Origin of the sequence: Arthrobacter sp. 9V (genome assembly GCF_902506065.1) — a bacterium.
Lineage (GTDB): Bacteria > Actinomycetota > Actinomycetes > Actinomycetales > Micrococcaceae > Arthrobacter.
This window is the reverse complement of the sequence record NZ_LR732912.1, coordinates 3,603,778-3,615,276: the sequence shown is the minus strand read 5'-3', so window position 1 is coordinate 3,615,276 and position 11,499 is coordinate 3,603,778. Positions and strand designations below refer to the sequence as shown.

11 protein-coding genes and 2 riboswitches are annotated in these 11,499 nt (G+C 63.3%); of the genes, 8 read left to right on the top strand and 3 right to left on the bottom strand.

Going from position 1 to position 11,499, the window contains the following annotated elements; genetic code table 11:
• Nucleotide 1: 1 nt before the first annotated feature.
• Together BACI9J_RS16540 and BACI9J_RS16535 are read right to left on the bottom strand one after the other, a co-directional pair.
• Nucleotides 2-2,467, bottom strand: coding sequence for a helicase-associated domain-containing protein (locus tag BACI9J_RS16540; protein WP_159735331.1), 2,466 nt, complete (start codon nucleotides 2,465-2,467; stop codon nucleotides 2-4).
• Between the two features lie 52 nt (nucleotides 2,468-2,519).
• A complete protein-coding gene (locus tag BACI9J_RS16535) occupies nucleotides 2,520-2,735 on the bottom strand; it encodes a hypothetical protein (protein ID WP_159735330.1) in 216 nt (71 codons plus the stop codon).
• Nucleotides 2,736-2,972: 237 nt separating this feature from the next.
• Here BACI9J_RS16535 and BACI9J_RS16530 point away from each other — a divergent pair, with 237 nt between their 5' ends.
• From BACI9J_RS16530 to BACI9J_RS16520, 3 genes are read left to right on the top strand one after another with little or no spacing between them, the layout of a single operon-like run.
• The gene (locus BACI9J_RS16530; RefSeq protein ID WP_026543217.1) at nucleotides 2,973-3,356 is read left to right on the top strand and encodes a cold-shock protein; all 384 of its coding nucleotides are present in this window, start codon (nucleotides 2,973-2,975) and stop codon (nucleotides 3,354-3,356) included.
• 8 nt (nucleotides 3,357-3,364) lie between these two features.
• Nucleotides 3,365-3,976: a DUF3027 domain-containing protein gene (locus BACI9J_RS16525; protein WP_159735329.1), complete on the top strand. Its 612-nt coding sequence runs from the start codon at nucleotides 3,365-3,367 to the stop codon at nucleotides 3,974-3,976.
• Nucleotides 3,977-4,019: 43 nt separating this feature from the next.
• Nucleotides 4,020-5,327 carry an MFS transporter gene (locus BACI9J_RS16520; protein ID WP_159735328.1) on the top strand — a complete coding sequence of 436 codons (1,308 nt, stop codon included), beginning with the start codon at nucleotides 4,020-4,022 and terminating at the stop codon, nucleotides 5,325-5,327.
• A gap of 83 nt (nucleotides 5,328-5,410) precedes the next feature.
• Here the strand turns inward: BACI9J_RS16520 and serC are convergent, their stop codons facing one another.
• A complete protein-coding gene (gene serC / locus BACI9J_RS16515) occupies nucleotides 5,411-6,541 on the bottom strand; it encodes a phosphoserine transaminase (protein ID WP_159735327.1) in 1,131 nt (376 codons plus the stop codon).
• Between the two features lie 293 nt (nucleotides 6,542-6,834).
• Here serC and BACI9J_RS16510 point away from each other — a divergent pair, with 293 nt between their 5' ends.
• From BACI9J_RS16510 to BACI9J_RS16490, 5 genes are all read left to right on the top strand, one after another.
• Nucleotides 6,835-7,530, top strand: coding sequence for a metal-dependent transcriptional regulator (locus tag BACI9J_RS16510; protein WP_159735326.1), 696 nt, complete (start codon nucleotides 6,835-6,837; stop codon nucleotides 7,528-7,530).
• Nucleotides 7,531-7,742: 212 nt separating this feature from the next.
• Nucleotides 7,743-7,955: riboswitch (cyclic di-AMP (ydaO/yuaA leader) on the top strand.
• Nucleotides 7,956-7,959: 4 nt separating this feature from the next.
• Nucleotides 7,960-8,796, top strand: coding sequence for a M23 family metallopeptidase (locus tag BACI9J_RS16505; protein WP_159735325.1), 837 nt, complete (start codon nucleotides 7,960-7,962; stop codon nucleotides 8,794-8,796).
• A gap of 145 nt (nucleotides 8,797-8,941) precedes the next feature.
• Nucleotides 8,942-9,103: riboswitch (cyclic di-AMP (ydaO/yuaA leader) on the top strand.
• A gap of 52 nt (nucleotides 9,104-9,155) precedes the next feature.
• Nucleotides 9,156-9,851 carry a C40 family peptidase gene (locus BACI9J_RS16500; protein WP_268891976.1) on the top strand — a complete coding sequence of 232 codons (696 nt, stop codon included), beginning with the start codon at nucleotides 9,156-9,158 and terminating at the stop codon, nucleotides 9,849-9,851.
• Nucleotides 9,852-9,949: 98 nt separating this feature from the next.
• Entirely contained in the window at nucleotides 9,950-10,747 is a 798-nt protein-coding gene (locus BACI9J_RS16495; protein ID WP_159735323.1) for an NlpC/P60 family protein, read from the top strand.
• Nucleotides 10,748-10,964: 217 nt separating this feature from the next.
• Entirely contained in the window at nucleotides 10,965-11,465 is a 501-nt protein-coding gene (locus BACI9J_RS16490; RefSeq protein WP_159735322.1) for an HNH endonuclease, read from the top strand.
• The last annotated feature ends 34 nt before the right edge of the window (nucleotides 11,466-11,499 follow it).

Sequence of the window (11,499 nt, the reverse complement as noted above, 5' to 3'; positions counted from 1 at the left end):
TTCACGAGCGCAGCTCCTTTGCGGGTTCCACATCGATGATCCGGTGGATGGACAACACGCGTTCGGTGTCCTTGGCGGGGTCGAATACCCTCACGCGCCCACCGGAGACAGATACTGGAACAACGGTTTCAGTGTTGGAATTCCCCAAACTGTCCACCACGTTCATGGTGACGGCCTGTTTGAGCCGGATGGCCGTCTGCAGGGTTTCCAGGCCGAGCTGGGTGGACGCTTCGCCGGTGGTTTCTGCCGGGACGGCGCGGTGTTGCCGCAGGACCGAAAGCTGGGCTTCGACGTCGTCCTCCGGCGGAGCCGTGCGGGGCGCCGTGTAAACCGGGCGGGCGCTGCCGGGGACCGCCTGGGTCCGTTTGAAACGCACGACGGCGGTTTCAGCCTCCTGCACCGCAGGCGAGAGGCCCAGCTCGCGAAGGACACGCGCAGTTTCGCGGGGACTTGCAGAGGACGTGAGCACGGTGGGCGCGATGCGCACCAAGCTCAGCGCCGACGTCCGGGCCTCGCGGAGAAGATCGGTTATGGCTGTTTCGTCGTCGCTCTGGATGAAGCTGGCACTCGTTCCAATGCGGAGGCGGCCGTGCCTGGAAGCCGTGTCCTGGACAAGGTACTCCAAGGGCTGCGGGACGTCCGTGGCCGAGTGCTCACGGAGGAACGCCAACAGCGATTCCGCATCCTGTCCGGCGTCGAGCGCCCTGCGAACGGTGGTGGCCGAGAACCGATAAATCGACGCCGGTCCCTGGCCCTCGGCGTCGGCCATCAACAACAGCGTTTCGCTCAGTTCAGGCGCCAGGTATCCGGGCGCCACAGCCGTGAGATCGGCTTGGAGGAGGATGTGGTTCACGGCGGCGGGCAAGTGCTCGCCAAGGATGGTCATAGCCTTTTCGGGTTGGCCGTCAGCCATGGCAGAACCCAACTGTGTCAACGCTCCGGATCCCATCAAGCCCAGGAGCGTGGCTTCTTCAAGGATGCCGCGGACCAGGGAACTGAACCGGCGGGACATCCGCGGCTGCGCCCACTCGGCCCGCTGCAAAACAGCTCCGGCATCCAAAACGGGAGCTTTGCCATCCGGTGCCGCTGCTTCCGCCGTGAGCTCGTTCAGGATTTCCAGGACCCGACGGCGTACCACCGGAGCGTCGGGTCGTTGCGCCTCTGCGGACAATGCGTTGATGGTGGTGCCGGCCGCTCCCTGGTGCGCGGCCGACGACGACGGGCCGGCGAGGGGTTGCCCCACCAGGGAAGGTGCCCGCTCACTTGCCAGCCAGGCATTGACCAGCCAAAGCCACTGTTCCTGGCGGGGCAGATTAAGCCATTCGAGCGAGGGTGGCTGAACCCACGTGGAACTGTCCACGTCCAACCGGAGCAGTCCGGCCATGGCGCACAACTCCAGGAGCACCGCCGTCTCGTGGACGCCCAGGCGGATGGATTCGGCCAAACGCCGCAGCTCCCGCACACCCACACCACCGCTCCGTAGGGTAGCTAACGGCTGTTCCCGGACTGCGAACAACAGCTCGGCAGTCAGCCGAAGTATTTCGGCGATTGCCCCCATGGCCGCATTGCGTCGCAAGGCTGCACTGGTGTGGCCGAGCTCCGGAACCGGGGGTGCCAGCGTGAAGTCATCCACGATCGCACCCCCGCGCAAGGCAAGCCCCACGCTGTGGGGAAGCTCCACGTGGCCGGCGTCCAAGGGGACCAGCAAGCCGCGGGCCAACAGCCAGTCGATCGGGCCGACGTCGTGACTTTCGTGGGTGACCGAAGCCCGGCGCTGTGCTTGAGGTACTGCGCCCATGGCCCAGCTGCCGAATTTGTCCAGCAAGCCCACAGTCCGGTCCGGGGCCGTTGAAAGGATGGCGCGCAGGCTTTCGGGGGTAGAGGTCCAGCGTTGAAGCGCGAGGGCCGCATCCATGGGTGTGCTGGCGGGGTGGATACCGGCACCGCTTTGATGAAGCTCAGCCACCAACTGAACTACCCGCTGGGCGAAGGCCGGTTGAAGCCGGACAAGTTCGGTGTAACTGCGCCCAAGACCCGCCGGGTAGATTCCTATGACGTCCTTGAGGCTGCCCACCGGAAGGTAAAAGCGCTGACGGGATGAGGATGCAGGAGACCCCGCGGGCGGATCTGCCCTATGGACCAGCGCCAGTTCCTGCAATTTGGCGAGGATGGGATCCAGTGCCGAAAGAGTGGACCCGGCAATGACTTTCTTCAGCCCGGCCGCGGAAATACTGTGGCCGGTATCGGCATTGGTGCACAGGTGCAGTGTTTCCAGGACCTGCATTTCGGGTTTGTTCAACCGCTCCAAAGCCCGCTGAACACTGACCCGGGCACTCGCTCTTGCGGCCAGGGCCGCAAAGTCGGGCGCCATGGGGGAGATGAGGTCCGGCCGCGCGGCAAACAAAGCCCGCAGCGATTTGTCGCTGCGCGCTTCGAGTTCCTTGCTGAGCGCGCGAATAAGGGACATCAATCCAACGTTACCGCCCCGGGGCCGCTGGTGCCGGTCAGCGGGGTGAAGGTTATTGCCGGCGGCGCTGACGAACTGAGTCAAGGAGCAGGATGATGGCAAGTATGAAAGCCACCGGCAGTCCGTAAAGGGCCGTCCACGTCACCCATACCGGCGGTACGCCCCCGTTAAAAGCCACTGCCATCACAGTGCCAACGGCAGTCAGGGAAAGGACTGCAACGACGGCGGCCATGATCATGAGGGGGCGGCGGTAACCCGGGGAAGTCATGGGCACAACGCTAGCAGCAGCCCTTGACGAGGATTCTTCTCCGGACTCTTGCTCCCGCTCTTGTCCCGTTCGCGGACTGCAAGATCGCGGCAAAGCGGGAATAGGAGGTCCGGCAGGATAACCTTGAAGGAACAGACCAACACGGACCGGGCTGTCACCCTCAATCCCGCAGATCCCTGTGGATGCGGTGATCGGCCCGACGTGTCTCCCAAAGCAAGAACGAAGAAGGTTGATTACGTGCCTACCGGCAAGGTCAAGTGGTATGACAAGGAAAAAGGCTTCGGATTCCTCGCAGCTGAAGACGGTCAGGAAGTATTCCTGCCCAAGACGTCCCTGCCCGCAGGCGTAACGGAGCTCAAAGCCGGAACCCGGGTTGAATTCGGTGTCGCTGACGGACGCCGCGGTGCACAGGCGCTGGGACTGCGTGTCCTGGAGAAGACGCCCTCCATTGCCAAAGCCAAGCGCATGAACGCCAAGGACCTCGCACCCATGGTGCAGGACCTGGTTACGGTGCTGGATAACCTCTCCGGCTCCTTGTCTTCAGGCAAGTACCCCGACGGCAACAAGGCCAAGGCCATCAGCCTGGCATTGCGCAAGGTTGCCGACGAGCTGGAAGCTTAGGACCGGCCATGACATCGGAATCCGCACAGGAAACCAAGGCCGGCCCTGAAGCTGCCCAGGCTCCTGGAAACGGGGACGCCCCCGCGCGGAAGTCCGGCGCGGCCAAACCCCGCACCGGTTTACCCGTGTGGCGTACCGGCAAGCCGGACGCGTTCCTGGCTGCCGCCGTCGATGTTGCACGTGGTGCAGTTGAGGGCATTGCCAACCCGGGAGAAATCGGTGCGCACTTGGGCGCCAAGTCGGAGGGCGACCGCGTGGTTACCCACCTGTTCGAATCCCGGCTCGCCGGTTACGGCGGCTGGCAGTGGTACGCCGTGGTGACCCGTAATTCGCGATCCAAGATTGTCACTGTGAGCGAGCTCGGTTTGCTGCCCTCCGAGGATTCCATCCTGGCTCCGGAATGGGTTCCGTGGGCCAAGCGCGTCCGTCCCGAGGACGAGACGCCCTTGGTGGAGGAGACCGTTGAGGACGTCAGCGAAGAGTCCGTGCAGGCCGCTGAAGACGAGGCTGCTGACTCGGCTGCGGATGCCGACGACGCTGAAGACGCTGACGAGCCGGAAGACGCGGATGAAACCGATGGTTCCGACGACTCCGACGACGACGAAGCCGGGGCTGAATAAGCATTGCGGAAACCCGGGGTGACCACAGTAAAGGCGGACGCTGATGTCCACCTTTAGGTCACTGGGAATCCTCAACTACCGCATCTGGTTCTTTGGTGCGCTGATCTCCAACATCGGCACCTGGATGCAGCGGACGGCGCAGGACTGGTTGGTCTTTGACCACTTGACCGCGCACGACGCCGGGGCCATGGGCATTACCTTGGCCCTCCAACTCGGTCCCCAGCTTTTCCTTGCACCGTGGGCAGGGCTGCTGGCCGACCGTTACAGCCGGCGGAAGCTCCTGTTCCTCACCTTGGTGGCCATGGCCCTGCTCAGCACCGGGCTGGGCGTGTTGGTGCTTCTGGGCGTGGCCGAACTCTGGCACGTCTACCTCTTTGCTTTGATGCTTGGAATTGTCACCGCCGTGGACGCCCCTGTCCGGCAGACTTTCGTTTCCGAACTCGTCACCGATGATTATCTGCCCAACGCGGTGGCGCTCAACAGCGCCTCCTTCAATGTGGCTCGGATGATCGGCCCTGCTGTTTCCGGTGTTTTGACGGTGGTGGTGGGTCCGGGCTGGGTGTTCCTCATCAACACCGTGTCCTTCGTGGCCATGCTCTGGGCATTGAAACTCATTCCCGCCTCCTCGCTCCGCAGCCAACCAAGGGCGGCCGCAGGCAAGGGCCGCATCAGGGAGGGTTTGCAGTACGTCCGGAACAGACCCGATATCCAGGTGGTCCTGGTGGCGATCTTCATTGTTGGCACGTTCGGGCTGAACTTCCCCTTGTTCATCGCAGCGATGGTGGGGACCCAATTCGGCATGGACGCCGGGGCATTCGGAGCCTTGAACTCGGTCATGGCAATCGGCTCGGTGACCGGTGCCTTGTTGGCTGCCCGGCGAGGAAGGCCGCGGCTCAGGCTGATCTTCGGGGCCGCCGGTGGATTCGGGGTTGCCAGCGCATTGGCCGCGCTGGCCCCCAACGCCCTGCTTTTTGGGCTCGCCCTGATTCCCTGCGGTCTCTTCGCCCTGACCCTGATCACCAGCGCCAACGGGTACGTGCAATCCACCACGGAGGCAGTCATGCGGGGGAGGGTCATGTCCCTGTACATGGCCATCTTCATGGGCGGCACCCCCATCGGGGCGCCTTTGGTGGGATGGGTGGCCAATGTGGGTGGGCCCAGGTGGGCCGTTGGCGTCGCGGCGGTGGCCGGCGTCAGCACCGCCGTCGTGGGCCTGCTGTGGATTATCCGTGCGAAGCAACTCCGGCTGCGCTTTGACCGGCGCGCCCGGGGGCTGAAGCACTTTCGGGTTGAGTCGTTGTTGGCCCCTCCGGAGACGGACGACGGCGATGCGCGCCGGCAGGGCAGCTAGCACGCCTTAACCGGCCAGCGCGCCTTAAACGCCGGCGGCGCCGTCCGGGAACAACCCGCACGACGCCGACCTCAGCCTTGGTGCTACTTCTTCAGTTCGCCCACCACGTAGTCAATGCTGGCGAGCAGCGCGGAAACGTCGTCCGGCTCGATGGCCACGAACGTGGCGATGCGGAGCTGGTTGCGGCCGAGCTTACGGTATGGCTCGGTGTCCACCACGCCGTTGGCACGCAGGACTTTGGCGATCGCTGCGGCGTCAATGGAGTCGTCGAAGTCGATGGTGGCGATGACGTTGGAGCGGTCTTCGGCGTTGGCAACGAAGGGTGTTGCGTACTCGGAGGCCTCAGCCCAGGAGTAGATGCGGTTGGCGGAGTCTGCCGTGCGCTTGCTGGCGAAGTCCAGGCCGCCGTTGCTGTTGAGCCACTGGACCTGGGCATCCAAGGTCACCAAGGTGGACAGCGACGGGGTGTTGTACGTCTGGTTCAGCTTGGAGTTATCAATGGCTGTCTGCAGGTCCAGGAAGTCAGGGATCCAGCGTCCGCTGGCCTTGACGCGTGCGGCGCGCTCCAGGGCGGCGGGGGAGAAGAGCCCCAGCCAGAGGCCGCCGTCGGAGGCGAAGTTCTTTTGCGGGGCGAAGTAGTAGACGTCCGACTCTGCGACGTCAACGTCAAGCCCGCCTGCCGCAGAAGTAGCGTCCACCAGCACGAGGGAGCCTTCGTCAGCACCCTGGACCCGCTTCACGGGAGCGGCCACACCTGTTGACGTTTCGTTCTGGGGCCAGGCGTAAACGTCAACGCCGGCTTCGGCTTGGGACACCGGACGGGTTCCGGGCTCGGCCTTGATGATGGACGAAGCATCAAGGAAGGGTGCTTTGTTGGTGGCCGCGGCGAACTTGGAACCGAACTCACCGAAGGACAGGTGCTGTGCCTTCTTTTCTACCAAGCCAAAGGCAGCCACATCCCAAAACGCCGTTGAACCGCCAACACCGAGAACAACTTCATAGCCCTCCGGAGCGCGGAAGAACTGGCTGAGTCCCTCACGAACCGAACCCACCAGGTTCTTGACCGGAGCCTGGCGGTGGGAGGTGCCGAGGATGGTGGACGATGCTGCAGACAACGCCTCGATCTGTTCCGGGCGAACCTTGGACGGTCCAGCGCCGAAGCGTCCGTCCTTGGGCAGCAGGTCGGCGGGAATGGTGATGCTGTTGTCGCTCACGTGGCGCTCCAATGGGTGTCGGCTGGTGATGGGAGGTGGCATGGGGCATCAACTGCCCCTTCGACACCCCAATTCTGCCTGACAAGGCCCGGGGGCAGGAACCTGCGGGCTTCATAGTCCGCCACGTGGAATGCGGTCCCGCCGAATGCGACCGGAATTATCCAGAGTAATTCCAAATAAGCTAGGCTGGGGGTTGGCGTTCAAGGGGCGGCGGTGCACACCGTCCGCCCTGGCAAGGGACGCGGTACGGTGGAGATTACGCAAGAAACTGCGTTCGAGGAGAGCTGAGCTGGATGACGGATCTGATCGATACCACTGAGATGTATCTTCGGACCATTTTGGAGCTTGAAGAAGAAAACATTGTGGCTCTCCGGGCCCGCATCGCCGAGCGCCTGCGCCACTCCGGACCCACTGTTTCCCAGACCATCGGCCGCATGGAGCGCGATGGCCTGGTGATTGTGTCCAACGACCGCCATCTGGAACTCACGGAAGCAGGCCGGAAGCGCGCCACCGAAGTCATGCGCAAACACCGCCTCGCGGAGCGCCTGCTGGCTGACGTGATCGGGCTGGACTGGGCTTACGTGCACGACGAAGCGTGCCGCTGGGAGCATGTCATGAGCGAGCGCGTGGAGCGTCGCCTTTACGAGCTGCTGGAGCACCCCACAGAGTCTCCTTACGGGAACCCCATCCCCGGACTTGAAGCACTTGGGGGCCTTGCCAGCCAGCCCTTCCCGCGGCTCGACGTCAACCTGCTGCAGGCCATGGACGGATACGCGGCCGATTCCCGCGTGGTGGTCAGCCGCCTCGCCGAGCCCATCCAGGTGGAGCCGGAGCTTCTGACGCAGTTGGATGAAGGCGGAATCCGGCCGGGCGCGAATGTTTCGCTGGAACGCGTCGGCGAGTACATCTCGGTGCGCGTTCCCGGCATCGAAGGTGCTTTGGAGCTGCCTCCGGAAGTTGCCGCGCACGTCTTCGTTTCCCTCAACTAGGCGTAGTTGGGCATTAGGGTGTCAAACCTCACTTTTGGAGGTTTCCCTCGCGCGTGACCTGCGGTTTTCCGAAAAAGATGATAAGGGCCCTCCTCGCTGAGCGCCTTGTTGTTGATAACGAATTTATTACCAAGGGCCTTAATCCCCTATAGTTATTTACTAGCGCCGATACCAAAGCGTTACCTGATCCGGAGCCGAGCTCTGCCAGCGGATCAGGTGTGTCACCCACCACTGGCAGAGGCGGGGGAACCACAAGCGGCTGTCTAAAGAAGCAGCCTTGGGGTGAAGTCCGCAGCAGAAGTGCCCACGTATACAAGTCCCTCTTGGGATACCTGTGTGCCGTGAGCGCCTCGTGCGGACCGGGTCGTTTGTACTCTCTGACCCGAATCCGACAGCTAACTTCGCAGGCTTTTGAGAGAGGAACAGAGTTTGACATCGCAGAACGTCAGGGGCCGCCGCCGCGCGTCCGGCCCCGCTGCTGAGCTGCGGCCAGCCACCGTCGTAACGGAGATCCGGCCCCGCGACACCGAGCGTCAGGTGCGCCGCCGTAAGAGCCCGTTGCGCCAGGTTGCCGACTTCGCCGCTGCCAGCGGCGTCGGGCAGAAAGCCGGTGTTGCGCTTGCCGCCACCGGACTCGCCCTGACTGTCGGCCTGCCGGCCACCAGCCCTGTCATGGCCACGTCCGAATCGGGCCAGACCGAATCGGCCCTCGCAGTAGCTGCCCCTGCCGGCAGCCAACCCGAGGTTTCCGCTGCCGCGTCGGCCAAGATCGACTTCAGCCGCGCCGCCGTTGCCACTGCCGCTGACCCCGATGGGAAGCTGAAGCAACTGCTCAGCGCCCAGTCGGCCGGAAGCATCCAGCGCGCCTCATCCGTGGGCACCATGGCCAGCCCCCTTGACACGCTCACCACGGCGTCACCGTTCGGTTACCGCGTCAGCCCGCTTACGGGCGGCGCCGGGGACTTCCACCGCGGCCAGGACTTCGTAGCCCAGTGCGGCACCGCTGTGCACGCAGCAGCCACCGGCAAAGTAACTTTCGCCGGATGGCATGAGTACGGTGGAGGCAACCGCGTGGTCATCGACCATGGCAACGGCCTCGAAACCACGTACAACCACCTGTCGTCCTTCACCGTTCAGGTAGGACAGACCGTGAACCGCGGCGACACCGTCGCGCTGAGCGGCACTACGGGCGCTTCCACCGGATGCCACCTCCACTTTGAGGTCCAGGTCAACGGTGAAGTAGTAGACCCCATGGGCTGGCTCTAACCCACTTGATGGTCGCCTCTCGCATTTGCGGAACACCCCGTGACCTGAATGTGACATTTGCGTTCAATTGTTATAGCGTACAGAGCGCATCGGCTTTTTAGGGGGCCGGTGCACTTGAGTGGATTGCCTAGCTCTGCCACCGCTCAAGGTCCGTTCGCATAAATCGTCTGGCAGGGGCGGGGGAACCACTTCTGGTCTTCGTGAGAAGGCCTTGGGGTTAAGTCGCAAAGCTTCTCTTGAAGCAGCGCGGCCGGATGACTCCCATCCGAATCCGACAGCTCACCTCGCAGGCATTGGGAGAGGCTACCTACGTGTCATCACGCACTACCCCTGCGCGCCATCGCGCCCAAACGGTTCGTATGAACCCTTTGAACACGCTTTCCAAGGCTGTTACCACCAATGCTGGAACCGTGGGCCGTCAGGCCGTCGTTCTGGCCGCAGCCTCAGGCCTCGTCCTCACCGTCGGTTTGCCCGCACAGGCAGCCGACGCCGATGCTTCCAAAGCCGAAGTCTCCAGTACCCAACAACTGGTAGTTACGGCCGTGGTCACCGCAGAGCCAACAGCCACAGTTTCCTTCGAGAGCCCCACCGTGGCCACTAAGGAAGCCCCCAAAGTGGTCCAGCCTGCAGCGAAGGATGCCGAGCGCACAGCGGCAACCACTGAAGAAGCTTCTGAAGCCGTTACGGCGAAGTCCGCCGAAGCCAAGGACGCCGCTGCCACAGCAGCTGCCTCCGGCCTGGCGGCTATTGCCTACACCGGTATCGGCTCACCCTACGTCTGGGGCGGAACAACCCCCAACGGTTGGGATTGCTCCGGCTTCACCCAGTGGGTCTATGCCCAGGCAGGCATCAGCATCCCCCGCGTGAATGCCTGGACGGCAATGACGCCCACCAGCACTCCTTCTCCCGGCGACCTCGTCATGCAGAACGGCGGAGCCCACGTGGGCATCTACGTCGGCAACGGCATGATGATCAGCGCTTTGAACCCCGGTCAGGGAACGCTGCTGCACTCCGTGGCTTCCACCGGCACTTCCTCGTTCTACACCCTCCGCTAGAAATTATCCGGTTCGGGGTAGGGCGGCATGCCCACAATGCCGGCCAACCCACTACCCGCGTGCACCCCAACTGCATTCGGATACGAAAAGAGAAAATCATGACCAGTGCAAACAAGCTTGCACGGCACCGCGCTGAGGCCCCCAAGACCAGCTCGCTTGCCGTCATTGCCAAGGCTGTCAGCTCCAACGCCGGTGGCGTTGGCCGCCAGGCAGCAGTCATCGCCGCAGCTTCAGGCCTGGTCCTGACCAGTGGCATCGCGGCAAACGCCGCGGACACCAACGTGGATCGTGAATCCACGTCCGCGTCCACCTTGGACGTTCAGTCGGTGGCCCAGGCCACCATCGCCGCTGACTCCACCGTGGCCATCTCCTACGAGCGCCCTGTGGTCACCACCGTGGAAGCCCCGGCTCCCGTTGTGGTGGAAGAAGCCCCGGCGAAGGCTGAAGCCAAGGTTGAAGCCAAGGAAGCAACCGCGGTTGCAACCACGTCCGCTCCGGCAGCCAACGCAACTCTTGCTGTCAGCAATGTGACCCCTGCACCTGCAGCTCCGGCGGCTTCCAGCGGGCTCGGTGCAGCCATCGCTGCTGCTGCATACGCCCAGCTCGGCGTTACCCAGGACTGCACCATGCTGGTGACCAACTCCCTGGCAGCCGTAGGCATCAACTTCCACGACTGGCCTGCAGGCTACCTTTCCCTGGGCCGCACCGTCAGTGCAGCAGAAGCGCAGCCCGGCGACCTCGCCTACTACGCCAACGGTGGTTTGGCCGGACAGGCCCACATCGCTGTATACGTCGGCAACGGACAGGCAGTCCACGGTGGATGGAACGGATCCACCACGGCACTGTTCAGCGTCAACGTTGGCTCCGGCCCGGTTTTCATCCGCGTCAACGGCTGATTCACATTCCTGAAGAACACCCCGCAGGCTCTGGCCGGCGGGGTGTTCTGCTTTAACCACGCATGAACACTTGCCGACACTGTGAGCGAAACGACAGAAAAATTCGTTGATACGGCATATAAGTGCTTACCCTTGTGTTGTCGATCCACAGCCCGTACATGCAGAGGGCAGCCGGCCCTCGTGCCCCTGACGGGTGCGGCCGTGAAGAGGTACGTGCATGCGCACACTCGTTCTGAATGCTGGATATGAACCGCTGGCGGTAATAACATTCCGCCGGGCGCTGGTTCTTGTGCTGACCGGGAAAGCTAGCGTGGTGGCCGAAGGCGACGAGCCTGTCGTCGGGCCACAGGAGATTCTGGGAAGACCTTCCGTGATCCTCCTCAACCGCTATATCCGTCCCCAGTACAACAAGATCACTGCCGTGAGCAGACGCGGGGTACTTCGCCGCGACGGCCACCGCTGCGCCTACTGCGGGAAAACAGCCCACACCATAGACCACGTCCACCCCAAATCCAGGGGCGGCGCGGATTCCTGGGAAAACCTGGTTGCGGCGTGTTTGAAATGCAACAACGCCAAGAGCGACCACACCCTGGCCGAGATGGGCTGGAAACTCCGTTTCAAACCCGGCGTGCCCCAGGGAACCATGTGGCAGATCAAAGAACTCGAGAAACCTGCGCCGGACTGGGACCCGTTCCTTTTGCCGGAATCCGCTGCCTGATCGATTTCTGCTGACCTCCGGCCGTCCCGGGTAG

Excerpts from the sequence above, each read along its gene's own strand:
- BACI9J_RS16540 (WP_159735331.1), bottom strand. The coding sequence starts at position 2,467 with ATGTCCCTTATTCGCGCGCTCAGCAAGGAACTCGAAGCGCGCAGCGAC.
- BACI9J_RS16535 (WP_159735330.1), bottom strand. The coding sequence starts at position 2,735 with ATGACTTCCCCGGGTTACCGCCGCCCCCTCATGATCATGGCCGCCGTC.
- BACI9J_RS16525 (WP_159735329.1), top strand. The coding sequence starts at position 3,365 with ATGACATCGGAATCCGCACAGGAAACCAAGGCCGGCCCTGAAGCTGCC.
- BACI9J_RS16520 (WP_159735328.1), top strand. The coding sequence starts at position 4,020 with ATGTCCACCTTTAGGTCACTGGGAATCCTCAACTACCGCATCTGGTTC.
- BACI9J_RS16510 (WP_159735326.1), top strand. The coding sequence starts at position 6,835 with ATGACGGATCTGATCGATACCACTGAGATGTATCTTCGGACCATTTTG.
- BACI9J_RS16500 (WP_268891976.1), top strand. The coding sequence starts at position 9,156 with ATGAACCCTTTGAACACGCTTTCCAAGGCTGTTACCACCAATGCTGGA.
- BACI9J_RS16495 (WP_159735323.1), top strand. The coding sequence starts at position 9,950 with ATGACCAGTGCAAACAAGCTTGCACGGCACCGCGCTGAGGCCCCCAAG.
- BACI9J_RS16490 (WP_159735322.1), top strand. The coding sequence starts at position 10,965 with ATGCGCACACTCGTTCTGAATGCTGGATATGAACCGCTGGCGGTAATA.